23 protein-coding genes, 1 pseudogene and 1 riboswitch are annotated in these 24,220 nt (G+C 69.3%); of the genes and pseudogenes, 17 read left to right on the forward strand and 7 right to left on the reverse strand.

Annotated features, from left to right (window positions below; genetic code table 11):
* Positions 1 to 141: 141 nt before the first annotated feature.
* Together Q8L83_RS17995 and cobU are read right to left on the reverse strand one after the other, a co-directional pair.
* A complete protein-coding gene (locus tag Q8L83_RS17995; RefSeq protein ID WP_305289443.1) occupies positions 142 to 759 on the reverse strand; it encodes a molybdenum cofactor guanylyltransferase in 618 nt (205 codons plus the stop codon).
* Between the two features lie 10 nt (positions 760 to 769).
* A complete protein-coding gene (gene cobU, locus Q8L83_RS18000; protein ID WP_305289445.1) occupies positions 770 to 1,321 on the reverse strand; it encodes a bifunctional adenosylcobinamide kinase/adenosylcobinamide-phosphate guanylyltransferase in 552 nt (183 codons plus the stop codon).
* A 33-nt stretch (positions 1,322 to 1,354) separates the two neighbouring features.
* A riboswitch (cobalamin riboswitch) is annotated at positions 1,355 to 1,560 on the forward strand.
* 151 nt (positions 1,561 to 1,711) lie between these two features.
* Here cobU and Q8L83_RS18005 point away from each other — a divergent pair.
* Genes Q8L83_RS18005 through Q8L83_RS18055 form a run of 11 tightly spaced genes read left to right on the forward strand, consistent with a single transcriptional unit; the run spans position 1,712 to position 12,575 of the window.
* Complete coding sequence (locus tag Q8L83_RS18005) at positions 1,712 to 3,691, forward strand: TonB-dependent siderophore receptor (RefSeq protein WP_305289447.1); 1,980 nt, start codon at positions 1,712 to 1,714, stop codon at positions 3,689 to 3,691.
* A 6-nt stretch (positions 3,692 to 3,697) separates the two neighbouring features.
* Positions 3,698 to 4,675 carry an aminotransferase class I/II-fold pyridoxal phosphate-dependent enzyme gene (locus Q8L83_RS18010; protein ID WP_305289448.1) on the forward strand — a complete coding sequence of 326 codons (978 nt, stop codon included), beginning with the start codon at positions 3,698 to 3,700 and terminating at the stop codon, positions 4,673 to 4,675.
* Positions 4,672 to 5,277, forward strand: coding sequence for a cob(I)yrinic acid a,c-diamide adenosyltransferase (cobO, locus tag Q8L83_RS18015; protein ID WP_305289450.1), 606 nt, complete (start codon positions 4,672 to 4,674; stop codon positions 5,275 to 5,277). The genes Q8L83_RS18010 and cobO overlap by 4 nt, the downstream gene beginning before the upstream one ends.
* Positions 5,274 to 6,155 (forward strand): ABC transporter substrate-binding protein, encoded by an 882-nt coding sequence (locus tag Q8L83_RS18020; protein WP_305289452.1) that lies wholly within the window; start codon positions 5,274 to 5,276, stop codon positions 6,153 to 6,155. Before cobO ends, Q8L83_RS18020 begins: the two co-directional genes overlap by 4 nt.
* Complete coding sequence (locus Q8L83_RS18025; RefSeq protein WP_305289454.1) at positions 6,152 to 7,138, forward strand: iron ABC transporter permease; 987 nt, start codon at positions 6,152 to 6,154, stop codon at positions 7,136 to 7,138. The genes Q8L83_RS18020 and Q8L83_RS18025 overlap by 4 nt, the downstream gene beginning before the upstream one ends.
* Positions 7,135 to 7,905, forward strand: coding sequence for an ABC transporter ATP-binding protein (locus Q8L83_RS18030; RefSeq protein ID WP_305289456.1), 771 nt, complete (start codon positions 7,135 to 7,137; stop codon positions 7,903 to 7,905). Before Q8L83_RS18025 ends, Q8L83_RS18030 begins: the two co-directional genes overlap by 4 nt.
* Complete coding sequence (gene cbiB, locus Q8L83_RS18035) at positions 7,898 to 8,824, forward strand: adenosylcobinamide-phosphate synthase CbiB (RefSeq protein WP_305289458.1); 927 nt, start codon at positions 7,898 to 7,900, stop codon at positions 8,822 to 8,824. The genes Q8L83_RS18030 and cbiB overlap by 8 nt, the downstream gene beginning before the upstream one ends.
* On the forward strand, positions 8,812 to 10,299 hold the full coding sequence (locus tag Q8L83_RS18040) for a cobyric acid synthase (RefSeq protein WP_305289460.1): 1,488 nt from the start codon (positions 8,812 to 8,814) through the stop codon (positions 10,297 to 10,299). The genes cbiB and Q8L83_RS18040 overlap by 13 nt, the downstream gene beginning before the upstream one ends.
* Entirely contained in the window at positions 10,296 to 11,306 is a 1,011-nt protein-coding gene (cobT, locus tag Q8L83_RS18045) for a nicotinate-nucleotide--dimethylbenzimidazole phosphoribosyltransferase (protein ID WP_305289462.1), read from the forward strand. Before Q8L83_RS18040 ends, cobT begins: the two co-directional genes overlap by 4 nt.
* Positions 11,281 to 12,075, forward strand: coding sequence for an adenosylcobinamide-GDP ribazoletransferase (cobS, locus tag Q8L83_RS18050; RefSeq protein WP_305289464.1), 795 nt, complete (start codon positions 11,281 to 11,283; stop codon positions 12,073 to 12,075). Before cobT ends, cobS begins: the two co-directional genes overlap by 26 nt.
* Positions 12,072 to 12,575, forward strand: coding sequence for a tyrosine phosphatase family protein (locus tag Q8L83_RS18055; protein WP_305289466.1), 504 nt, complete (start codon positions 12,072 to 12,074; stop codon positions 12,573 to 12,575). Before cobS ends, Q8L83_RS18055 begins: the two co-directional genes overlap by 4 nt.
* A gap of 5 nt (positions 12,576 to 12,580) precedes the next feature.
* Here the strand turns inward: Q8L83_RS18055 and Q8L83_RS18060 are convergent, their stop codons facing one another.
* The 3 genes and pseudogenes from Q8L83_RS18060 to Q8L83_RS18070 form a co-directional block, all read right to left on the reverse strand.
* On the reverse strand, positions 12,581 to 13,405 hold the full coding sequence (locus tag Q8L83_RS18060; RefSeq protein ID WP_370868416.1) for a VOC family protein: 825 nt from the start codon (positions 13,403 to 13,405) through the stop codon (positions 12,581 to 12,583).
* Positions 13,379 to 13,732: pseudogene (locus tag Q8L83_RS18065) on the reverse strand (DUF1428 domain-containing protein); the annotation flags it as partial. The gene Q8L83_RS18060 and the pseudogene Q8L83_RS18065, both read right to left, overlap by 27 nt.
* Positions 13,733 to 13,830: 98 nt before the next feature.
* Positions 13,831 to 14,760 carry a LysR family transcriptional regulator gene (locus Q8L83_RS18070; protein WP_305289467.1) on the reverse strand — a complete coding sequence of 310 codons (930 nt, stop codon included), beginning with the start codon at positions 14,758 to 14,760 and terminating at the stop codon, positions 13,831 to 13,833.
* A 159-nt stretch (positions 14,761 to 14,919) separates the two neighbouring features.
* On the opposite strand from Q8L83_RS18070, the gene Q8L83_RS18075 reads away from it, so the two are divergent.
* The 4 genes from Q8L83_RS18075 to leuD all read left to right on the forward strand — a co-directional run bounded on the left by Q8L83_RS18075 (position 14,920) and on the right by leuD (position 18,839).
* Positions 14,920 to 15,678 carry a GntR family transcriptional regulator gene (locus tag Q8L83_RS18075; RefSeq protein ID WP_305289469.1) on the forward strand — a complete coding sequence of 253 codons (759 nt, stop codon included), beginning with the start codon at positions 14,920 to 14,922 and terminating at the stop codon, positions 15,676 to 15,678.
* 105 nt (positions 15,679 to 15,783) lie between these two features.
* Positions 15,784 to 16,800: a phosphoglycerate dehydrogenase gene (locus Q8L83_RS18080; RefSeq protein ID WP_305289471.1), complete on the forward strand. Its 1,017-nt coding sequence runs from the start codon at positions 15,784 to 15,786 to the stop codon at positions 16,798 to 16,800.
* Positions 16,797 to 18,215 carry a 3-isopropylmalate dehydratase large subunit gene (gene leuC, locus Q8L83_RS18085; RefSeq protein WP_305289473.1) on the forward strand — a complete coding sequence of 473 codons (1,419 nt, stop codon included), beginning with the start codon at positions 16,797 to 16,799 and terminating at the stop codon, positions 18,213 to 18,215. Before Q8L83_RS18080 ends, leuC begins: the two co-directional genes overlap by 4 nt.
* A 3-nt stretch (positions 18,216 to 18,218) precedes the next feature.
* On the forward strand, positions 18,219 to 18,839 hold the full coding sequence (gene leuD, locus Q8L83_RS18090) for a 3-isopropylmalate dehydratase small subunit (RefSeq protein WP_305289475.1): 621 nt from the start codon (positions 18,219 to 18,221) through the stop codon (positions 18,837 to 18,839).
* A gap of 21 nt (positions 18,840 to 18,860) precedes the next feature.
* Here leuD and Q8L83_RS18095 read toward each other — a convergent pair whose 3' ends face one another.
* Together Q8L83_RS18095 and Q8L83_RS18100 are read right to left on the reverse strand one after the other, a co-directional pair.
* Positions 18,861 to 19,169 (reverse strand): DUF4387 domain-containing protein, encoded by a 309-nt coding sequence (locus tag Q8L83_RS18095; protein ID WP_305289477.1) that lies wholly within the window; start codon positions 19,167 to 19,169, stop codon positions 18,861 to 18,863.
* Positions 19,169 to 20,554 (reverse strand): acyclic terpene utilization AtuA family protein, encoded by a 1,386-nt coding sequence (locus Q8L83_RS18100; protein ID WP_305289479.1) that lies wholly within the window; start codon positions 20,552 to 20,554, stop codon positions 19,169 to 19,171. Before Q8L83_RS18100 ends, Q8L83_RS18095 begins: the two co-directional genes overlap by 1 nt.
* 230 nt (positions 20,555 to 20,784) lie before the next feature.
* Between Q8L83_RS18100 and Q8L83_RS18105 the strand changes: the two genes are divergently transcribed.
* Together Q8L83_RS18105 and Q8L83_RS18110 are read left to right on the forward strand one after the other, a co-directional pair.
* On the forward strand, positions 20,785 to 22,866 hold the full coding sequence (locus tag Q8L83_RS18105) for a TonB-dependent receptor (protein WP_305289481.1): 2,082 nt from the start codon (positions 20,785 to 20,787) through the stop codon (positions 22,864 to 22,866).
* 52 nt (positions 22,867 to 22,918) lie between these two features.
* A complete protein-coding gene (locus Q8L83_RS18110) occupies positions 22,919 to 24,214 on the forward strand; it encodes a CitMHS family transporter (protein WP_305289483.1) in 1,296 nt (431 codons plus the stop codon).
* The last annotated feature ends 6 nt before the right edge of the window (positions 24,215 to 24,220 follow it).

A 24,220-nucleotide genomic window follows, 5' to 3' on the forward strand; every position in this document is an offset into this window, starting at 1 on the left:
GGGAGGCTTGGAGCCGGGGGGGCGCACTGAAAAGCGATATGTTTTCAGGACTCCATGAGGCGGAAGAATGAGCTGATCTGGATGGGAGCTTCCTGGGTGAAGCGCTCCCTCTTTGCCTGGAGGCCATCTGGCCTGCGTCTGTCAGGCTTGGCCGAGCCCCAACTCAGCCCACACCGCCTCGGCGAGGGCCAGGTCCTGCGTGGTGTTGATGTTCATGAACATCCTGCCGCCGGGATCGGGCCACACGGCCCGACAGGCCTTGAGGTCAGAAAGCGCGCCATGAAGCGAGCGCCGACCCGTCCGGGCATAGCGCAGGAGTGGGGGCAGGGCTGCGGTGCGCCACAGGGTGCAGGCCGGCTGGTCCTGCTGGCCGTCATTGGCCGTTGCGGCAAGGGCGCCGGGATTGCGCTCCAGCGCCGCCTCGAGCCCGGCATAGAGATCGGCTGGAAGCAGCGGCGCATCGCAGGGGATGGTCAGCACGTGGGCCGCACGCAGGCGCTCGCCGTGGACAAGGCCGCCCACCACCCCGGCGAGAGGTCCCTCGACGCCCGGCGGATCGAAGACCAGGTCGGCGGGGCCTAGGCCTTCGGCCTGAGCCTGGTCACGGACCGCCAGGACGACATTCGGGGCAAGGCGCGCAGCCAGCGCCAGGGCGTGCTGCCCGAGCATCCGATCGCCCAGAGGCCGTAGGGCCTTGTCCCCGCCCATTCGCTCGCCCGCCCCTCCGGCCAGCACCACGCACAGCCTGGTCACGCTCATGATCTGGTCCTCATGAACGCCCGCTGGCGGGCGCCGCCGGGGCGGGCTTCAACGTCATGGGCAGTCCGGCCACGATGAGCAGGGCCTCGTCGGCGGCGGCCGCCAGGCGCTGGTGAAGGCGCCCCGCGTGATCCCTGAACTGGCGGGCGAGGGCGTTGTCGGGCACGATTCCCCAGCCGACCTCGTTGGAGACCAGCAGCAAGGTCGCCGGGCAGGCGACGACGGCTTCGATGAGCGTGGCCGTCGCCGCTTCGATGTCGGCCTCGGCCATCATCAGGTTGCTCAACCACAGGGTCAGGCAGTCCACCACGGCCACATCCTCAGGCTTGAGGGCCGAGATGGCGCCCGCCAGATCGATCGGCGCCTCGACCGTGACCCACCGTGAATCGCGGTCGGCCTGATGCTGTGCGATCCGACGGTCCATCTCCTCATCGAAGGCCTGGGCGGTCACGATCATCACCAGCCGCGCTTGGCGCGCGGCGCCAGCAGCGGCTTCGGCGCGGGCCTGGGCATAGGCGCTTTTCCCTGACCGGGCCCCGCCGAGAACGATCGTGGCCGTCATGGCGCCATCCTTGCCGAGCGCGCAGCATTCGCCTATGGCGGTGCTGCGACAGGTTCCCCAGCGATGGGGATTAATAGGGAACTCAGGTGCAAGACCTGGGCTGCCCACGCAACTGTAAGCGGCGAGCCCGCGCGCCACTAGCCACTGGGTCTAAAGGTTTCGGCCGGGGATCTGGGAAGGCGGCGCGCACCGGCGTTGACCCGCAAGCCAGGAGACCTGCCCGTCGTGGTCGTCCTTCGCGCGGACGTGGTGTGCCGAGCGAAACGGGGTCTTCCCGAATGACGACGTCTGTTGTGCCGCGTGCCCGCGCGGCCGCGACCGGGCGCGTCTGTGTGTTCGATCGCGGTCTCGTGGGGCCGGTGCGTTGTCGAGCCACGGGATTGGACCCAAATGAGACACGACCTTCTTCTCGGCGCAGCCACGGCTGCGCTTCTTCTGACCGCCACGGCCGCCAAGGCGGAGTTGAGCGACACCCGGCCTGCGAGCGCCGCGGCCACCGACCCGACCCTGCTGAAGGGCGTCGTCGTGACGGCCAACCGTTCGGCCCAGGCCGCAGACCGCGTCGGCCAGTCGGTCACGGTCCTGACAGCCCAGGATATCGAGGCGGCCCAGACGGTCGCCGTGGCGGACCTGCTGGTCCGCACCCCTGGCGTCAGCCTGTCGCGGAACGGCGGCGTTGGCGCGAGCACCGCCCTGCGCATTCGCGGCGCCGAATCCGACCAGACGGTGGTGGTGATCGACGGCGTGAAGCTCAACGATCCGTCCGGCACCGGGGGCGGCTTCAACTTCGGCAGCCTGCTGGTCGGCGACATCGCCCGCATCGAGGTGCTGCGGGGCGCGCAGTCGACCCTCTGGGGCAGCCAGGCCATTGGCGGCGTGGTCCACATCGTGACGGCCGAGCCCGTGCGACCGTTCCAATCGGGGCTGGATGTGGAGGTGGGCTCGCGCAGCACGTCCTATCTGCGGGCCAATGTCGGCGGGGCTACGGAGCGGGCCACTTGGCGCCTCTCGGCCTCCCACTATCAGACCGATGGTTTCTCCACCTTCGCCCGGGGGAGCGAGGACGATGGCTACGAGAATCTGGGCCTGAGCGGCCGCGCCAATATTCGCATCGCCGACGGCGTGTCGGTCGATCTGCGCGCGGTCTATTCCGACGGCACGGTGGACATCGATGGCTTTCCGGCCCCGACCTACGCCTTTGGGGACACGCCGGAGACCTCGGACACCATGGAGCTGGTGACCTATGCAGGCCTCAACTTCGACCTGCTCGACGGCCGCCTCAGCAACCGCATCGCTCATGCCTATACGCGGACCGAGCGACACAACGAAAATCCGGACCAGGCGGTCACGCCGGTCACCTTCGACGCCGAGGGGCTCAACAACCGGTTTGAGTACCAGGGCGTGCTCGCCATCCGGGAGGGTTGGACGGCGACCTTCGGCGCCGAGCATGAGGACTCGGAATTCCGCTCCGCTTCGCCATCGACGTTCACACCCAATCCGACGCCGGCGACGGCCAAGGTCGGCATTCTCGGCGCCTACGCTCAGATCCAGGCGGAGGTGGTCGATGGCCTGACCCTGACCGGCGGCGTTCGTCGCGATGACCACGACACCTTCGGCGGCAAGGCTCTGGGGCAGGCCGCGGCCGCCTGGTCGCTGAACGGCGGCGCGACCGTACTCCGCGCCAGCTTTGGCCAGGCCTTCAAGGCGCCCAGCCTCTACCAACTCTACAGCGACTACGGGAACACCGCTCTCGATCCGGAAGAGGCCGACGGGTGGGACCTCGGCGTCGAACAGCGCCTGCTCGATGGCGCCCTGGTGCTCTCGGCGACCTATTTCGCCCGGGAGACCACAAACCAGATCGACTATGTGTCCTGCGCCAGCACCGTCACGCCCATGGCGGCGCCGCTGTGCTTCGTCAACGGCGCCCGTCGCTTCGGCTATTATGACAACACCGCCCTGACCGAGGCCGATGGCGTCGAGCTGGCCGCCGCGCTGACCCTGGGCGCCTTCGACCTGCAGGCCAACTACACCCAGACCCAGACGGAAAACCGCACGCCCGGGGCCAATCTGGGTCGTCAGCTGGCGCGCCGCCCCGAGGAGACCGCCAATCTCGTGGCGACCTATGTCTGGCCGTTCCGGCTATCGACCTCTATCGCGGTTCAACATGCCGGCCGCAGCTTCGACAACGCCTCGAACGCCACGCGACTTGACGGCTACACCCTGGTCGATCTGCGGGCCTCCTACCCCGTGAACGACGTCGTCGAGGTCTATGGACGGGTCGAGAACGTCGGCGACGAAGCCTACGAGACCACCCGAAACTACGGGGTCGCCGGGCGTGGGGCCTTTGTCGGCCTGCGCGCGAGGTTCTGAGGGACGATGACCGCCAGGATCGACCACGGCGGGCGGCTTTCCAAGGCGCGAGGGGATCATCCTCTCGCGCCCGAGCCGTGGCTCGACCTGTCCACCGGAATCAACCCCCAGGCTGGGCGTTGGCGGCGGGCGCCGGTCCGCGCGCTGGCGCGGTTGCCTGACCCGTCCGACCTCAAGGCGCTGGAGGCTGCGGCGGCGAGGGCGTTCGGCGCGCCTGCCGACCGCGTTGTCGCCGTCCCTGGGGCTGAGGCCGGACTACGCCTGCTCGCTGGACGCCTGGGCGTTCGGCGGGTGGCGATCGCCTCGCCGACCTATGGCAGCCACGCCGACGCCTGGAGACTGGCGGGCGCCGAGGTGGCCGAGGTCGCGCGGGACAAACTGTTCGAGACAGACGCCGAGCTTCGCATCATCGTCAATCCGAACAACCCGGACGGCGCCGTGACCCGCGGTGGCGATCTGGTCGCGATGGCGGGAGACGGCTGGCTGCTGATCGATGAGTCGTTCGTCGAGGTTGAGCCGAGCGCCAGCGCTAGCCCGTTTGCAGGCGACCGGACGATCATGCTGCGCTCGTTCGGAAAATTCTACGGCCTGCCAGGGGTGCGGCTGGGCTTTATCGTCGCGCCGCTGGAGCTTTCGAACGCGCTCCGCGCCTGGATCGGCGACTGGCCGGTCAGCGCCGACGCCATCGCCATGGGACAGGCGGCCTATGCCGATGCGGCGTGGGCCGAGCGCACACGCGCGCGGCTCGTCGCCGACGCAGGCCGCCTCGACCAATTGCTGACGGCGGCTGGGCTCGATGTGGTGGGGGGAACAAGCCTGTTCCGTCTCGCCCGCTGTGAGGCCGCCGCGCGCCGGGCCTGGCGCCTGGGGGAGGAGGGTGTGCTTGTGCGGATCTTCGCCCACGACCCAAACCTGATCCGATTTGGCCTGCCCGCCCGCAGGGACTGGCGGCGCCTTCAACTCGCACTGGAGCGATCAAGATGACCGATCCGAAGAACGCCGAACACACCGAGGCGATGAAGGCCCTGCAGGCCGAACGCCGCGAACTGATGCGCTCCAAGACCGAGGAGCGCGGCCTGCTGATCGTCAATACCGGCGATGGAAAGGGCAAGTCGACCGCCGGCTTCGGCATGGTCGCCCGCGCCCTGGGCTGGGGCCAGAAGGTCGGGATCGTCCAATATATCAAGGGCAAGTGGATCACCGGCGAGCGCCAGTTCTTCGCCAAGTTCCCCGACCAGGTGCGCTACGAGGTCATGGGCGAGGGCTTCACCTGGGACACCCAGGACCGGGCGCGCGACGTCGCCGCCGCCGAAGCCGCATGGGCGACCTCGTTGGAGATGATCGCAGACCCCGCCCTCGACCACGTCCTGCTGGACGAGCTGATCATCGCCCTGCGCTACGACTATCTGGACATCGAGGCTGTCGTGGCAGGGCTCGTCGCCCGGCCCGAGGGCAAGCACGTCTGTGTCACCGGGCGCAACGCCAAGCCCGAACTGCTGGCCGCGGCCGATCTCGTAACGGAGATGACCCTGGTCAAGCACCCGTTCGAGCAGGGCGTGAAGGCGCAGCGGGGAATCGACTTTTGATCCGCGGGATCGATCGGCGCCTGGCCTTGGCGGGCGGCCTTTCGCTGGTGGCCGGCTGCGGCTCGACGGCGGGGCCGCCGTCTCGCGCGCCGGCCTGGGGGCGGCCCGCCCGGGTGGTTTCCCTGAATCCGTGTCTGGACGTCATTCTCGTCGAGGTGGCCGACAGGGCGCAGATCGGCGCGCTCAGCCACTATGCGCGGGACGACTACGGATCGACCATCGCCGATATCGCGCGCACCTTGCCCTTCACCTATGAGAGCGCCGAAGAAGTCATCGCCCTGCGTCCCGACCTGGTGCTGACGGGCCGGCATTCCTCCCTGGCGACCCGCAACGCCCTGGCGCGGCTCGACATTCCCACCGCCTTGTTCGGCGTTCCCAACACGGTCGAGGAGAGCCTTGAGCAGGTTCGCGAGGTCGCCCGGCTGGTCGGTCACCCCCAACGGGGCGAGCGCCTGATCGGCCGCATCGAGCGCGCCCTGGCCGCCGCCGCGCCCGCACCCCAGGCGGAGCGCCTTTCGGCGCTGGTCTTCATGCCCGGCGGCTTCGCCTCGGGACCCGGCACGCTGATGGATGAGATGATGACCCGCATGGGCCTGATCAACGCCGCATCGCGCTATGGCCTGCGCCGCTCCATGAACGTGCCCCTGGAATTGGTCATCGCCGATCCGCCGGATGTTCTCCTGGCTGGAGAGCCCTATCCGGGGGCGCCGAGCTGGGCCGAGCGGGTGATGGAGCATCCGGCGCTGGCCCGTGTCGCGGGCGACATGCGCCGCGCTGTCTTCCCGGAGCGGCTGCTGTTCTGTGGCGGTCCGGTCCTGATCCAGACCGCTGCGGTTCTGGCGCGGGCGCGAGACGCTGCGCTGGGGAGGGCGGCATGAGGCCGATCAACCGACCCCTGCTCTACGCCGTGCTCACGGCGGCCCTGGTGGTGCTCTCATCGATCAGCCTGATCGCGGGAAAGGTCTGGGTGCCGTGGGACGTCTGGCTGACGCCGGACGTCGATCCCCGCTGGGCCATCGTGTTCGAATTGCGCCTTCCGCGCACGATCCTGGCCATCGTCGTCGGCGCAGCCCTGGGGCTATCGGGCGCGGTGCTCCAGGGATACACCCGAAACCCCCTGGCGGACCCGGGCGTGCTGGGCGTGTCATCCATGGCGGCCCTGGGCGCGGTGCTCACCCTCTATTACGGCGTCACCGCCTTCGCCCCCTGGGCCTTGCCCGTGGCGGCGATCAGCGGAGCCCTGGTCGGCGTCGCCGTGCTGATGCTTCTGTCGGGGTCGGCCTCCAGTCTGGTGACCTTCATCCTGGCCGGGGCGATCCTCAACATCCTGTCCAGCGCGGGCGTCTCTCTCGCCCTGTCGATGGCGCCCAACCCCTGGGCCGTGAACGAGATCGTCGACTGGCTGATGGGCTCCCTGGCCGACCGCAGCTTTGAAGAGGTGCGGATGGCGCTGCCGCTGGTCGTCATCGGCTGCGGCCTGCTGCTGACCACGGGACGTGCGCTGGACGCCCTGACGCTGGGGGATGTCGGCGCGAGATCGCTCGGCGTGTCGATGTCGGCGACCCGCTGGAGCCTGGCGCTCGGGGTCGCGCTGGCCGCCGGCGCCAGCGTCGCGGTCACCGGCGTCATCGGCTTCGTCGGCCTGGTGACACCACATCTGTTGCGGCCGCTGGTCGGGGCGAGACCGGGCGCCTTGCTCGTGCCCAGCATCCTGGGCGGGGCCGTCGTCGTGCTGGCCGGCGACATCCTCGTCAGGCTCACCCCCGCCGCGAACGAGGTGAAGCTGGGGGTCGCCATGGCGGCGCTCGGCGCGCCCTTCTTCCTGGTTCTGCTGCTGCGCCTGCGGAGGAAGATCGCATGAGCATTCTGGGCTGCGCAGACCTGAGCGTCCGTATCGCCGACAAGGCCATCCTGACGTCTGTCACGCTTTCGATCGAGGCGGGCAAGGTCACCACGATCGTCGGGCCAAATGGGGCAGGGAAGTCCACCCTGCTGACCTGTCTGGCGGGGCTTCGCCAACCGACATCGGGAATGGCCACGCTGGACGGCCTCGCCCTGGCGAGCATGGCGCCTCGCAAGCGCGCCAGACGCCTGGCCTTCCTGCCGCAGACGCCGGAGATCGCCTGGTCGGTCGAGGGGCGCACCCTGATCGAACTGGGGCGCACCCCCTTTGTCGGCGCCCGGGGGCCGACGGCCGAGGACCGGGCGGCGGTGGACCGCGCCATGGCGGCGGCCCGGGTCGCGCCGTTCGAGCGGCGGATCGTCGATACGCTTTCGGGAGGCGAGCGGGCGAGGGTCCTGATCGCCCGGGCCTTGGCCGGAGAGCCAGAGTGGTTGTTGGCCGACGAGCCCCTGACGGGCCTGGATCCGGCGCACCAGCTCGACGCCGCCGCCCTGTTCCGGCAGTTGGCCGAGAGCGGGGTGGGCGTGGTCCTGACCCTGCACGACCTCTCGATGGCGCTGCGCCTCTCCGACCGGATCATCGTCCTCGCCGACGGCGGGGTGCTTGGCGATGACCCTCCGGCCGCCGCCCTGACTCCCGACGTGCTCCGCCGCGCCTATGGCGTGGAGGCGACCCTGACCCAAGGCCCGGGCGGGCCTCTGATCGACGTGATCGGGCGTGCTTAGGCCCGCCGCCCGTCTCGCCCTGGCCGCCCTCGTGATCGAGGCGGTGGTGGGCTATCCAGATCGCGTGCATCGCCGAGCGCCGCATCCGGTGGTGGGGCTCGGCGCCGTGATTGGGGCCGGCGAGCGCCGGCTCAATCGCTCCGATCTGTCACCGCGGCGCCGGCGGGCGGGCGGGATCGCCACGCTGCTGGCTGCGGTCGGCGCCGCGGCGGTGGCCGGGGTGGCGGCCTCGCGGCTGCCGAGACCGGGTCCGGTCCTGGCCGCCACGATCGGCCTCGCCCAGCGCAGCCTGTACGACCATGTCGAGGCCGTGGCGCGTGCGCTGGACGCCGATGACCTCCCGGCGGCTCGGGCCGCCGTCGGCAAGATCGTCGGCCGCGACACCGAAGCTTTGGACCGCTCGGGGGTGGCCGCAGCCGCCATCGAAAGCCTGGCCGAAAGTTTCAATGACGGCGTGGTCGCGCCCGCCTTCTGGCTGTTGCTCGCCGGTCTGCCTGGCCTCTACGCCTACAAGGCGGTCAACACGGCCGACAGTCTGATCGGCCACCGGGAGCCCCGCTGGAAGGATTTTGGTTGGGCCGCGGCGCGCACCGACGATCTGATGAACCTGATCCCGGCGCGACTGGCCGGGGCGCTGATCGCTGCGGCAAGCGGGCGCGGCTGGCGGACCATGTTCAGGGACGCCCGTCTTCACGCCTCGCCCAATGCCGGCTGGCCCGAGGCGGCCATGGCCGGGGCCCTGGGGGTCAGGCTGGGCGGTCCGGTGGCCTATGATGGGGTGATGACCGAGCGCCCGACTTTTGGCGAGGGTCCGCCGCCGACCCCGGGCGATCTGCGCCGGGCGCTGGGCGCCTATGTCCGCGCCTGCGGTCTGCTGTGGGCGGCCATTGCGATCGGGGGAGCCTCATGGCGGCGCTGATGATCCAGGGCTGCGGCTCGGATGTGGGGAAATCGGTGCTGGTCGCGGGCCTGTGCCGACTGTTCGCCAACAGGGGCTACCGCGTCCGCCCGTTCAAGCCGCAGAACATGAGCAACAACGCCGCCGTCACCGAGCCGGACGACCAGGGCCGCCGTGGTGAGATCGGCCGGGCTCAGGCGCTTCAGGCCATCGCCTGCCGCACGCCCCTGACGGTTCACATGAATCCCGTCCTGCTCAAGCCCCAGAGCGATGTCGGCGCCCAGTTGGTGGTGCGCGGCCAGGTCGAGGCCAGCTATCAGGCCCTGGACTATCAGGCGCGGAAGGCCGCCCTGCTGAGCGTGGTTCTCGACAGCTTCCGTCGCCTGGAGGCTGAGGCCGATCTGGTCATCGTCGAGGGGGCGGGCAGTCCGGCCGAGATCAATCTGCGGCAGGGGGACATCGCCAATATGGGCTTCGCCCTGGCCGCCGATGTGCCAGTCGTGCTGGTCGGCGACATCGACCGTGGCCATGTGATCGCCGCCCTGGTCGGCGCCAAGGCGGTTCTGGACGCCGCGGACGCCGGCGCGATCAGGGGCTTCATCATCAACAAGTTCCGGGGCGATCCCCGGCTGTTCGACGATGGCCGGCGCGAGATTTCCAACCGCACGAGCTGGCCGGATATGGGGCTGGTCCCATGGCTGGCGGCGGCCCGACGTCTGCCCGCCGAAGACGCCGTGGTGCTCAGCGACGCCGCCGGGCCCGGACGCCGTCAGGTGAAGGTCGCGGTCCCGATCCTGCGCCACATCGCCAATTTCGATGATTTCGATCCGCTCCAGGCCGAACCCGCCGTCGACCTGGTCTATGTGCCGCCGGGCCAGGCCCTGCCGGGCGACGCCGACCTGATTATCCTCCCGGGGTCAAAGGCGACCCTGGCGGACCTCGCCTTCGTGCGGGATCAAGGCTGGGACATCGACCTGAAGGCCCACGTCCGGCGCGGCGGGCGGGTGCTCGGCGTGTGTGGCGGCTTCCAGATGCTGGGTCGCACGGTCACCGATCCCGGCGGGATCGAGGGGCCAGCCGGTTCGGCCGAGGGCCTGGGCCTGCTCGATATCGACACGGTCCTGAGCGGCGACAAGGTGCTGGAGCCCTGCCGCGGAACGACGATCCTGGGCGATGGCGCCTATGAGGGTTTCGAAATGCACATGGGCCGCACGACGGGCGAGGGCCTGACCCGGCCCCTGCTGCGGCGCCACGATGGGGCGGGCGAGGGCGCGGTCTCGGCCGATGGCCGGGTCGCCGGCTGCTATGTCCATCGGTTGTTTGATTCAGGGCCGGCGCGCGCGGCCTTCCTGGCGCAGCTGGGTGCGGCTTCCGCCGGCGCCGATCACCGTCTCGCCGTGGACACCGCCCTGGACGAGATCGCCGCGGCCCTGGAACTCCATCTCGACATTGCAGCCCTGGCGCGACTTGCCGGCCTGAAGGACCACTCGACATGACTCAACCTGTCACGGAGGCCGCAGTCCGCGGTCATCTGGACGCCCAGGCTCGTCCGCCCGGATCGCTGGGCAGGATCGAGGACCTGGCTGTCCGATTGGCCCTCATCAGCCAGAGCCTGACGCCGCGGGCCGAGCGCCTGAGCCTTCTGGTGTTCGCCGGCGATCACGGCCTGACCCAGGACCGGGTCTCGGCCTATCCGGCGGAGATCACCCAGGCCATGGTGGTGACGCTTCTGGCCGGACGGGCCAGCGCCAACGCATTCGCCCGCGCCGTCGGCGCAGAGGTCAGGGTGGTTGACGCTGGCGTCGACGCCGAGCTTGCGCCGCATCCCGCGCTCATCGACGCCAAGGTCGCCAGGGGGACGCGCAACGCCGCCCGCGAGCCCGCCATGAGCCGGGCCGAGGTCGAGCTCGCCCTGGCCCGCGGCGCGGAACTGGCGGTCGCCGCCATTGATCGCGGCGCCGATATCCTGGCGCTCGGCGAAATGGGGATCGGCAACAGCGCCTCGGCCGCCCTGCTCATGCACCGCCTGGCGCCAGCCCCGATCCAGGATTGCGTCGGCGTCGGCGCAGGCCATGACGCGGCGGGCCTGGCCCACAAGCTGGCCATACTCACGCGTGCGTCCGAGCGCAGCGATGCGACAGACCCGCTCGAGGTTCTGCGACAGTTCGGCGGGCTGGAAATCGCCATGATGGCCGGCGCGATCCACGGCGCGGCGGATCGACGGACGCCCGTCATCGTCGACGGCTTCATCTGCACGGCCGCAGCGCTCGCCGCCATGCGCCTTCGTCCCGAGGTCGGCGAGGTCTGCCTGTTCGCCCATCGCTCGGCCGAGGCGGGACACGACCGGATGCTGAAGGCGATGGCGGCCGAGCCGTTGCTGGATCTGGGGCTGCGCCTGGGCGAGGGGACGGGCGCTCTGCTGGCGGCGCCCCTGGTGCGGGCGGCGGCGGCTCTGCTGGCCGACGTGGCGAGCCTCGATGACGTCCTGGCCGGACGCCTCTGACATGCCCCGCCAGCTCGCCCTGTTCCTGACGGCGGTCCAGTTCCTGACCCGGGTCCCTGTCCCGCCCTTGAAGGACTTTCAACCCGACTGGACCGCACGCTCGGCGCGATACTTCCCCCTGGTCGGGGGCTTGGTCGGTCTTGCGTCCGGCGTTGTTCTGGTCGCGGCCTCGCAGATCTGGAGCGGGCTCTTGCCCGCCCTGTTGGCGACGAGCGTCGGCATTCTGATCACAGGCGCCTTCCACGAGGACGGCCTGGCCGACACAGCCGATGGTCTGGGTGGGGGTCAGACGCCTGAACGCCGTCTTGAGATCATGAAGGACAGCCGCTTGGGAACCTATGGCGTCCTCGCCCTGGGACTGGTCCTGTCGCTCAAGGTCGTCGCGCTCAGCCAGATGGCGGTCGTCGTCGTCCTTCCGGGCCTGGCGGCGGCCCATGCGGCGGGGCGCGGCGTGTCGGTGCTGACCATGGGGCTCTTGCCCTATGCCGGCGATCGAGCCTCGGCCAAGGTCAAGCCAGTCGCCGATGGCGTCAGGGCCGGCGAGATCGGCGTCGCCCTGGTGATCTCCGTCCTCGCCCTTGTCCCGGCGATCCTCATCGCGCCCGTCGCCACTGCAGGCGCCGTGCTGGTGGGGGGGCTGTGCGCCAGCCTCGTGGCCCTGCAGGCCCGGCGCCTGATCGGCGGCTGGGTCGGCGATACGCTCGGGGCCTGCGAACAGGCCTTCGAGGTCGGCTTTCTGGTCGCCTTTGTCGGGCTGCTGGGCCTGTGACCCTGATCGTCTGCCCCCTGCATGAGGTCGCGGCGGCGCTGAAGATCTGGCGTCCATCCCACGTCATCAGCCTGGGCTCGCCCGGCGCCGAACAGGCGGTGATCCCGGCTGATTTTGAGCGGCTGGCGCTCATCTTTCATGACATCGCCGCGCCGCGCCCGGGATTGCAGGCCGCCAGCGCCGACGATGTGGCGCGCCTCATTGCGTTCTCCCGGCAATGGCGTCGCGATCAGCCCCTGCTGATCCAGTGCTGGGCCGGCGTGAGCCGGTCGCCGGCCGCCGCCTATGTGGTCGCCTGCGCCCTGAGCGCGCCAGGCCAGGAGGGCCGGCTGGCGGACAAGCTCCGCGCCGCCGCGCCCTTCGCGACCCCCAACCCCCGCCTCGTCGCCCTGGCCGACGACCTGTTGAGCCGCAACGGCGCCATGGTCGACGCCATCGCCAGGATCGGCCGGGGGGCCGAGACCTCGCTTGGAAGCACCTTCCCCCTGGCCCTGGCCTAGAGCGGCTAGCTCGACCGTCCCCCCACCAGACCGAAGGCCGCGCCCTGGGGATCGATGCAGTTCATGGAGAAGTCGCCTCCGGGGATTTCGTCTGGCCCCTGCACCACCTGGCCGCCCGCGGCCACCACGGCGGTCTTGGCGGCGTCGATGTCGGCCACCCGGAAATAGGTGTTCCAGCGGGGCGGACCCATGGCGGGATCGGCCTTCATCATGGCCCCGATCATCCCGCCGCGGCGGATGAACTGGTACTGGCCCATGGGACCCATATCCAGGTCGCCGTCATGGACCCAGCCGAACAGGTCGCCATAGAAGGCCCAGGCGCCGAGCTGGTCGGCAGTATGGAGCTCGTTCCAGGCGGCATGGCCGACCCGGGGCCGGTCATAGGCGAAGGCCATGCTCTTGCCGCCGCTGACGGGCTTCATGACGTAAAGCGGCGCGCCCTGCGGATCGGCGACCATGGCGATGCGGCCGACCATGGGAACGTCCATGGCGGGCATCTGCACCGTCCCGCCCTTCTCCGTGATGGCCGTCACGGCCTGGTCCACATCATCGACGGCCAGGTAGGACAGCCAGACGGGCTGGGCGCCGTGTTCGGCCATGTCGGGGGTGATGGCCATCAGGCCGGCCACATCGTGCTCCGGGGCGCGGACGATGCGGTAGTCCATGTCGGCCTGACCGGAATCGGCGAAGGTCCAGGGCAGGATCTTGCCATAGAAGGCCTGGGCGGCGTCGGCGTCGGTGGTCAGCAGCTCATACCAGATGAAGTCGCCCTGACTGTCGCTCGACGCGGCTTCCATCGTCACCACGGGCGTGAAGCCGCCGAAGATCATGCGCGCCCCGTCGAACGGCATGGGATTGTGCTCGGGGCTCATCCGCGGGTCGGTCTTCATCGTCTCTTCCATGCGGGCCATGGCGGCGTCGCGGGTCGCCTTGTCGGGCCACTCGATCCAGGAAAAGACGACGCTCTCGTCGGCGGTGGCCTGGACCGCCCGGCGGAAGTCGGTCTGCTTGCCCTCAGGCACGTCGTCGCCCCAGCACTCCAGAATGCGCAGGGCGCCGAGCTCCATGAAGACGCTGTCGCCGGTGTTGGCGTGGTCGATGAACTTCTGGCGGTTGGCGGTGGGGACCGCGATGACGAAGCCGTCGATATAGGTCATGGTCTAGCTCCTGGGCTTTGCGGACCGGCCGGTGCGGCGCCGGGCGAGCATAGGACGCTCTTGGGCGGCGCGATCCGACAGGGCGAAGTCATTTTTCCTCAGGCCGACATGGCGGCCCTGTTGGTGGCGGTGGCCCAGAAGGCCTCGGCGCTCGGGCTTTGTCGCGCATGCGGGCGATGGAGGCGGATGGTGACGGGGATGTCCCAGGCGTCGCTCGCCGCGCTGCGGACCAGGGTCCCGGCGGCGAGGTCCCGGCTTACCAGGCTCAAGGGCAACCAGGCCATGCCGCGGCCCTCGCGCGCCATGATCAGCAGCACCATGGCCAGTTGGGCCGTAAACACAGGCCTCAGCCAGGTTGGCGGGGCTTCGTTCGCCCGGGTGGCGGCCACGATCCGCCCCATGCCGGAGGCGGGATTGAAGCCGAGAAACGCGGTCGGCGCGGCGGCCGAGCCGGGCAGGGCGTGCAGCGGCGCGCCGCCCTGGGGCCCCGACGGCGCGCTCACCGGGATCAGCACGTCAGCGCCGATGTCCAGGGCGCGAAAGGCGCCGGTCTCCAAGGCGGTGTGGGCCGCGGGATGGTGGTGCGACAGCATGAATTGCGCCTGGCCGGCGACCATCAGACGTTCGCAATCGGCCATGCTGTCGGTGACCAGGCTGACATTGGACGGCGATAGGTCCGCCGAGGTCTCGAGCCGTTGAAGCCAGTCGGGAAAGAAGGTCAGCGACAGGACGTTGGTGCAGGCGATGCGAAGACTGCTCGCCGCGGCGGCCGAGACCTCCTGAACCCGCTCCCGGCCAAAGGTGACGCGCCGAAGAACTTCCTGGGCGACGGGCAGGAACTCCGCGCCTGCCGCGGTAAGGTCCACCCGCTGGGTGTCGCGGTCGAACAACGGCGCGCCAAGCCAGTCTTCGAGCATGCGAACCCGGCGGCTGAAGGCTGGCTGCGAGATGTTCCGGACCTCCGCGGCGCGCGAGAAGTTCCGATGCTCGGCGAGCGCCAGGAAATCCTCGAGCCAGACCAGATCCATATCGTCACGTCCTGAAAGGCGGCCGGCGACATCCTGCGCCAAGGCGATGGGAGGTTATCATCGCCCGGGGCCGCACGCAGGCGCCGCGGCGCTGCAATTTGAGCGCGGTCGTGTATCTGGGACGTCGGCGATAGGCTGGTCGCAGAAGAGGATGATGGGATGACAGGGGACGGATCGCTGACCTCGTTCGAAGCGGCGAGTTCTGAGCCGTACACCGAGCCGGCCACCTATACGGTGCTCACCCACCTGCGGGAGCAGATCGTCTCGGGCCGGATCCCGCCGGGGAGCAAGCTGCGCGCCGAAGCCCTGGCCTCCGAGATGAACGTGTCGCGCACCCCTGTGCGCAGCGCCCTGGCGGTGCTCTCCGCCGAGGGCCTGGTGAGCTACGGCGTCAATCGCGGCTACACCGTGCTCAGCATGAAGATCAGCGACATCTTCGACGCCATCGAGGTCCGGGCGAGCCTGGAGGGCCTGGCGGCGCGGCTGTCGGTGGACCTGGGCTGGCCGCCGGAAGGGTGCGGCGCCCTTCAGGATCTGGTCGAACGGGGGCGCGCCATCCTCGACGCAGGCGCCTGGTCGGAGGCCATCGAACGCGACTGGTACGCCCTGAACCGGCTTTTCCACCGGGCCATCCAGAGAGCATCCCAGAACAGCGCCCTGCGCAACGCCGTGCGCATGACCCTGGTCTATCCCCTGTTCGCCGATCCGGCGCGGATCTGTCCGACGGTCGCCGACCATGTGCCGCCGCGCCTGCGCCAGGTGCCCGATACGCCGCCGGCCTTCATCCTCGCCTCTCAGCGCGATCACGAGGCGATTCTCGACGCCATCCGCCAGGGCGACAGCGAGGCGGCCGGGCGGCAGATGAGCGACCATGTGCTGGCCACCAAGGCCCGATTGCACGCCATCGCCACCCGCTAGGCCTTTCAGGCGGGTCCGGCCGGCGCATCACCTTATGCGCAACCGGTCTTGGCCAGCCGCCGGCGCGGCGCGGTAGCCCAGGCCCCCTGGCAAGGGAGGTGAGGCATGGCTCAAGGTTTGCGCCGGGTCGTCGTGACTCAGAAGTTCTTCGACGCGGCCACAATCGCCTATCTCGAACAGGCGGGCTGCCAGGTGGTGCTGGCCGACCTGCCCCCAGGCGTGGCCGATGGCGGCCTGGATCATGACCAACTGGTCGAGCGCCTGTCGGGCGCTCAGGGCTGGATCGTCGGCCACGCCCAGGTCACGCGTCAGCTCATGGAGGCCTTGCCGGACCTGGCGGTGATCGCCCGCCGCGGGGTCGGCTACGAGCGCGTGGACCTGGAGGCGGCCCGTGACCTCGGGCGGGTCGTCACCATCGCGGCGGGCGGCAATGACGCCTCGGTCGCCGACCAGGTCATCGGCATGATGATCGCGCTCGGACGGCGGTTTCGGGAAGCCCAGGGCGAGATGATCGGCGGCTCCTGGTCGATCCTGCTGGGAAGCGATCTCTATCGGAAGACCGTCGGCGTCGTCGGCCTCGGCCGCATCGGCAAGAGCGTGGTGCAGCGCCTGAGCGGGTTCGAGGCGCAGGTGCTCGTGGCGACCGCGCGGCCCGATCCGGACTATGCGGCGCGCACGGGGGTCCGGTTCGTGGATCTCGAGACCCTCCTGGCGCAGAGCGACTATGTGACCCTGCACGCGCCGCTGACGCCGGCGACCCGGCACATGATCAACTCAGCGACCCTCAAGGGCATGAAGCCGGGCGCCTTCCTGATCAACACCGCCCGGGGCGGACTTGTCTCCGACCGCGATCTTCTGGTGGCGCTCGGCGAGGGGCGTCTGGGGGGCGCGGGTCTGGACGTCTTCGAAAGCGAGAGCGATCCGGTGCTGAGGCCGGTCACCGACGCCCTGATCCGGCTGCCCAACGTGGTCGCCGCTCCCCATGCCGGCGCCTCGACGCGGGAGGGCCTGGAGCGCACGAACATGATCGCCGCCCGTTGCGTCGTCGCCGTCTTCAACGGGGAAAGCCTTCCGGGTGGCTGTGTGGTCGCCGATGGTCGAACGCCAGAGACCATCCCATGACCCCGCCGCGCACCCTCTATGACAAGCTGGTGGACGCCCACACCGTGGCGCGGCTCGACGAGGACGGCTCGACGGTCCTGCTCTATGTCGATCGCAGCGTCCTCAACGAATATACCAGCCCCCAGGCCTTTACCGGCTTGAGGGAAGCCGGCCGGCAGGTCTGGGCGCCCGAACGCCTGCTGGGCGTGGTCGACCACGTCAACGCCACCACGCCAACGCGCACCGCTGAGATGCCCGATCCTGGCGGGGCCGGGCAGGTGGCCTATTTCGCCCGCAACTGCCGCGACTTCGGCATCGAGCTGTTCGACATCCTGCATCCCATGCAGGGCATCGAGCATGTGGTCGCCCCCGAGCTCGGCCTGATCCTGCCTGGCATGGTGGTCGCCGCCGGAGACAGCCACACCACCACCTACGGGGCCTTTGGCGCGCTCGGCTTTGGGATCGGAACCTCGGATATCGAGCACATGCTGGCCACGGCGACCGTGGTCTATCGCCGGCTCGCCCCCATGCAGGTGGTGGTGGACGGCCGTCTGCCGCTCGGCGTGACCGCCAAGGACGTGGTCATGGCCCTGATCGAAACCATCGGCGCCGACGGGGCCACGGGCTGCGCCATCGAATTCACCGGCCAGACCATCGCAGACCTCAGTGTCGAGGGGCGGATGACCCTCTGCAACATGGCGGTGGAATGCGGCGCCCGCGGCGCCCTGATCGCCCCCGACCAGACGGTGCTGGACTATCTCAAGCCGCTGGCGCGCGCGCCGAAGGGCGACGCCTGGACCGCCGCAGCGGACGCCTGGACGAAGCTGAAGGCAGATCCCGAGGCGGTCTATGCGCGGCGGGTCGTCCTCCAGGCCGAGGCGATCGAGCCGATGGTCACCTGGGGCACCAGTCCAGACCAGGCCGCCTCCGTGCGCGCCCGCACGCCCAATCCCGAGACCGAGGCGTCGCCGGCCAGGCGGCGCGATGTGGCGCGGGCGCTGGACTATATGGGTTTGCAGCCGGGCGCGCTGCTGGAGGAGATCCGCATCGACCGGGCCTTCATCGGCTCTTGCACCAACGCCCGGATCGAGGATCTTCGCGAGGCCGCCGCCGTGCTGCAGGGGCGGCAGGTAGCCGAGGGTGTTCGCGCCATGGTGGTCCCCGGCTCAAGCGCCGTGCGCCGTCAGGCCGAGGCCGAGGGCCTGGACCGGATCTTCCTGAACGCCGGTTTCGAATGGCGTCAGTCAGGCTGCTCCATGTGCCTGGCGATGAACGACGATGTGCTGGCGCCAGGGGAGCGGTGCGCCTCCAGCACCAATCGCAATTTCGAAGGTCGCCAGGGGGCGGGCGGGCGCACGCATCTGATGAGCCCGGCCATGGTGGCGGCCGCCGCCGTCTTCGGGCGCATCACCGACGTCCGCCGACTGGGAGCCTAGACGATGGAGCCGTTCCAGACCGTGGAAGGCGGGGCCGCGGCCATGCCGGCCGCCAATATCGACACCGACGTCATCATGCCCAAGCAGTTCCTCAAGGGCATCGACCGCAAGGGCCTGGCCCGGGGCGTCTTCTTCGATCTGCGTTTCGATGAGGCCGGCGGCCCGCGCGAGACGTTCGTGCTCAATCAACCGCCCTGGACAGAGGCGCGCTTCCTGGTCGTGGGGCCGAACTTCGGCTGTGGCTCCAGCCGCGAGCACGCCGTCTGGGGGCTGGCCCAGCTGGGGATCCGGGCGCTGATCGGGACCAGCTTCGCCGGCATCTTCTTCGACAACTGCGCCCGCAACGGCCTGCTGGCGATAACCCTGCCGGCGGATGAGATCGAGACGCTCCTGGCCCTGGCCGCCGACCCGGCGACCTGCCGGTTCACGATCGATCTGGCTGAGCAGGTCATCGAGGGGGCTGGCCGACAGTTGCGGTTCGAGATCGACGCGTCGCGAAAGCACGCCCTGCTGAACGGCCTGGACCCGGTGGGCGTAACCCTGGCGCGGGCCGACGAGATCCGCGCCTTCGAGGCCGCGCACCTGGCGGCCAACCCCTGGCTGGCCCCGGCCGCTGCGCCGTAGCCAGCCTTCGGGACAGGGGCCTCAGTCGAGTTCGACGTTCAGCAGCCTCACATATTGCTGCCCGCGGTGCATGTCGCGTTCGACCCGGCCGCCCTGGGGCGTGTCGCGGGCATAGGAGATCTTGACCAGGTTCAGGCTGGGCACGGGGTAGTGCTGGACATAGGCGGGATCGGCCCCGAACAGGCGTTCGAAGAGCTGAGGGCCCAGGGCCGGGCTCTGCGCGTATTTTGCGAAGTTCTCCTCGCCGTCGAAGAAGAGGTCGAAGGTGACCCAGAAGGGCCCGGCGTTCTTGGAGCGCACGTGGCGGCAGACATCGCTTACGGTCGTCATCAGGCTTGGCTCCCTTTGGACAGGTCGATCCAGCTGGTGCGCACCAGCTCCATGGGGTCGTCGACCTCGACCACATGGTTCAGCTTGAACTCATAGATCGGGCCACGCTCGATCTCCGCCGGGGTGAACGGGAAGCCGTAGCTCGGCAGCTCCTTGTCGCGCAGCAGCGGGAAGTGGAAGAAGTAGGGGTTGCAGGCGTTGGCGATCTGGGTGGCCATGGCCTGGGTTTCGGCGGTGGCGACGAACAGCACGCCCACCTCCCGCGGCGGCGGCGTCTCCGGCGGCGGCTGGTCCCCGGTGACGGCGTTCCAGCCGTAGATCCGCAGCGAGATGTGGAAGTCGCCGGCGGCCTCGCCGATCGTGCGATGGACCCGCTGATTGAGGGCGTACAGCAGCTTGTCGTGGAACTCGTCCAGCCGCGACAGCACGTCGGGATCCTGGATGCCGATCAGCATCACCGTCTGGAACTGACCCGTGGCCGCCCCCTCCAGCTTCATGGTGTAGGGCGCAGGCTCCCAGCGCGAGCCCGTCACCCGCACGGTCCGGTCGTCCAGGGCCGTGTAGCTTGCCTCGGTCACGTCGAGCACGCCGCCAGGCTCGGTGAGCCGGAAGGGGTTGCTGTTTTCATACAGCATGTGCGCCGAGACGCTGTGGGGGGTGCAGCGGTTGGCCACGCTCAGCGGCTCGACCTCGAATCCGTCCTGGCCGATGCTGATCAGGACGCCGGCGCCTTCGCCGGTGTCCGCCGTGCACTGGGCGCCGCATTCGGCCACCTTGGCGGCATGCCAGGTGGCTCCGGCGTGAGCGCCCTGCATCAGGGCGAAGCATCCGATCACGGCGGTGTCGGTGGTGCGGCCGCCCAGGATCAGATCTGCGCCGGCCTGCAGCGCGGCGATATAGGGTTCTGGCCCCATCGCCGCGACGATGTGGTCGCAGACGTCAATGGTGGCGTCGTCCAGGGGGCCTAGCGGCGGCAAGGGCTTGATCTTGCCGGCCGCGTTCTTCGCCTTGAGCACCGCCTTGTCCTGTTCGGAATAGAGCAGGGCGATCTTGGGCGTGAGCCCCAGTTCGCCAGCGATCTCCAGGGCGATGTCCTTGGTCCAGTCGAGGTTCAGATCGCCGCCGGCCTGGCCGCAGGTGCCGACGATCACCGGAATGCCGGCCTCGGCGCCGGCCTGCATCAGCAGGGCCAGGTCGCGCTTTATGGAGCCACGATTGTTCTTCGATTTGCCCAGCGCCAGATAGGCCGCCCCGGAGTCGGTGGAGCCGGCGTCGGTGGCGATGGCGTGCGCGCCCTGGGCCAGGCCGTAACTCAGCTCTTCCTCTCGAACCCCGGCGCCGAGCGAGCCGACCGGGACCAGAATCTTGATGGGACCGCTTTTCATCGGCTGAGACCTCCGCTGGTTTTCAGTCTGAGCCCTTATCGAGGTAAGATCCACCTCGTCAAGATTTTGGATCCAAAACATTGACGAGTTGCGTCCAATATAGCTATGCCCCTCCTCAAGCCATAAGGCGCAGAAGACAGGGGAGTGACGACGTGAACTCAGCGCGGACGATGTGGGCGTGCGGAACGGCTCTGGCGGCTCTGCTGGGCGCCGGCTCGGCGAGCGGGCAGGTGAGCAATCCATCCAGCGACGCCAGCCTGCTCGAGGAGGTGGTGGTCACGGCGCAGCGGCGGAGCGAAAGCCTGCAGGACGTGCCGGTGACGGTGACCGCCTTCGGCGCCGGGCAGGTGGAAGAGGCGCGCATTCGCCAGGTGGCCGATGTGGCGAGCCTCACGCCTGGCCTGCAGTTCGACGCCTTTCCCGCCTCCCAGCCCCGGATCTCCATCCGCGGAATCGGGTCGTCTGACCGCGGCGCGGCAGGCGATCCCAGCGCCGCGGTGTTTCTCGATGACATCTATCTGGGCCGGCCGGCCGCGGTGGCCTTCGACGCCTTCGACGTGGAGCGGATCGAGGTCCTCAAGGGGCCGCAGGGCACGCTGTTTGGCCGCAACGTCGTGGGCGGGGCGATCAATGTCGTCACCCGCCGGCCAGATCACACCGGCTTCGACGCCGCCGCCGAGGCCACGGTCGGAAATTACGAGCGGCTGGAGGGCGCGGCCCTGCTGAACGCGCCCCTGGCCGACGGCGCCGCAGCCCTTCGCGTGAGCGGCGCCTGGCGCACCCATGACGGCTATGTCCGCAACACCTTCACCGGCGGTCGGGTCGAAGACCAGGACACCCGCAGCGGTCGTGTGGCGCTCAGCGCCGAGCCGCAGCCGGGTCTGCGCCTGCTGGCCAGCCTTGATGGGACGCGCAGCCGCGAAACGGGCCCCGCCCAGCACGTTCTGGACCTGGATGCGGACGATCCGCTGTCGGCCTTCTGGACCATCGACCGCGACCGCGATCAGACGGCCGGCTCATATCCGGGCTACCAGAACCGCGACACCTGGGGCGCCAGGCTGCAGGTCGAAAAGGACCTGCCGTTCGCCACGCTCATCTATATCGGCGCCTACCGCGACCTCGACTACAGCGCGGCTTACGACTTCGACGGCGGAAACCCGACCACCAATGTGGTGGATATCGCCGGGGCCAATGACGAGCGCTCCGACTTTTCCTCCCACGAGCTTCGGCTGGCCTCGCCCCTGGACAGCGATCTGCAGTGGGTCGTCGGCGCCTACGCCTTCCGCAGCAAGACCGATCGCCAGGACATCCTCGATCTCAATATCGCCGGCGACGCCGGAACGGAGGTCTATGACCAGGCCGCGGAGGTCGCCAGCTATGCGGTGTTCGGCGATGTCACCGTCGCGGTGTCGGATCAGCTGTCGCTCATCGGCGGCCTGCGCTTCACCCGCGACGAGAAGGACTACTGGATCGACAACCTCGACGGTTCGGCTGTCTTCCGGGCCGAGGAGCGGTTCGACGTGACGGTGAGCGACTCCTATGAGGCGCTCACCTGGCGGGCGGGACTGACCTGGAAGCCGGACGCCGATCACATGGCCTACGGGATGATCTCCCGCGGCTTCAAGAGCGGCGGCTTTCAGGACACGCCGTCCAGCGCCGCCGACGCGGTCGATGGCTTCGAGCCGGAATTCGCCACCCAGTACGAGGTCGGCCAGAAGAGCGTTTTCCTGGGCGGGACCGTCGTTTGGAACAACACCCTCTACGTCATGAAATATGACGACCTGCAGACGCGGCGCACCCTGCCCAACCTGGCGGTGGTGACCGACAACGCCGGCAAGGCGACCATCAAGGGCTACGAGACCTACCTTCAGTGGCGCCCGTTCGCCGGCGCCAGCCTGGTCACCAGCTACGCCTATACCGATGCGCAGTTCGACGAGTTCTCGCCTGAACCCGGCGTCGACTATGCCGGCAATCGCCTGTCGCGGACGCCGGAGCACAAGCTGGTGGTCTCGCCCTCATACACCGCCGAGCTGGCCAGCGGCGCCGACCTGCGCTTCGCCGTCGACTACGCCTATGAGAGCCGGATCTTCGACGACAACTCCAACACCGGGCCGGAGCAGCGGGACCCGACACACATGGTCGACGCCCGCATCGTGTTCACCGAACCCTCCCGCCATTGGACGGTGTCCCTGTGGGGCAAGAACCTGACCGATGAGGTCACCCGGACCTTCCAGGCGGTGTTCCTCGGCGCAAACTTCGGCGCCTACAACACGCCGCGAACCTACGGCCTCAGCCTCAACTGGAAATACTGACTGACAGTCTAGCGGTCTGGCGGGCGCCGCGCCCGAGCCCTTGGGGAATTCAATGAACCTGTCCTTGCTCGGCTTCGCGGCGCTGGCCGTCTTCATGGCCCTGGTCCTGTCGCGGCGCCTGTCGGCGGTGGCGGCGCTGATCCTGGTGCCGATCGTCTTCGGCGTCATTGCGGGCTTTGGCGCCGGGCTTGGCGACATGATGATCGAAGGCGTGGTGGCGGTCGCGCCCACCGCGCTCATGCTGATCTTCGCGCTGCTCTATTTCGCGGTGATGATCGAGGCGGGTCTGTTCGAGCCGCTGGTCCGCAAGATCCTCCAGGTCACCGGCGATGATCCGGTGAAGGTGGTGGTCGGCACCGCCGTGCTGGCCATGGTGGTCTCCCTCGATGGAGACGGCGCCACCAGCGCCATCATCACCATCTCGGCCATGTATCCGGTCTATCGCCGTCTGGGGCTCAATCCTCTGGTCCTCGCCCTGCTGCTGGGGCTCAGCAACACGCTGATGAACTGGCTGCCCTGGGGCGGCCCGGCGGCGCGGGCGGCCCTTGCGCTCCAGGTCGACGTCATGAGCATCGTCGGCCCCTTGCTGCCGGCGCTGGGCCTGTCGCTGCTGGCCGTGCTGGGCCTGGCCTATGGCATGGGCCGGATGGAGCGGCGGCGCCTGGCCCTGGCCGGCCCGCCTGAGCCGCTGCCCGAGGACGAGGCCGAGATGCTCGCCACGGCACCGAAGGAGACCCGCAATCTCTGGCTGAACCTGCTGCTGACCGTGGGTCTGATGGGGGGCATGTTGAGCGGGATCGCCCCCCTGCCGGCCCTGGTCATGGGCGCCTTCGCCATCGCCGTGACCCTGAACTTCCCGCGCCTGTCAGAACAGAAGGCGGCTCTGGCCGCCCATGGCGAAACCATCCTGATGATGGTGTCGCTGATCTTCGCCGCCGGCGTGTTCACCGGAATTCTGAACGGGACGGGCATGATCGACGCCATGGCCCAGAGCCTGGTCTCCACCGTTCCAGAGGCGCTGGGTCCCTATATGGGCCCGATCACCGCGGTGATCAGCATGCCGCTGTTGATGTTCATGTCCAACGACGCCTTCTATTTCGGCGTGGTGCCGGTGCTGGGAGCCACGGGCGCCTCCTATGGCGTGGCGCCGGAGGTCATCGGCCGGGCGGCCCTGATGGGCATGCCGCTGCATGGGCTCAGCCCGTTCATCGCGCCGATCTATCTGGTGGCCAGCCTGATCCGCGCCGATGTCGGCCAGTTGCAGAGATTTGGGCTGCCCTGGGCCTTGCTGTGCTCGATCTTCGCCACCCTGGCGGCCATCGTCACCGGCGCGATCATCATTCCCTGAGGCCAT

It is taken from the genome of Phenylobacterium sp. (assembly GCF_030680185.1).
In the GTDB taxonomy this organism is placed as follows: domain Bacteria; phylum Pseudomonadota; class Alphaproteobacteria; order Caulobacterales; family Caulobacteraceae; genus Phenylobacterium.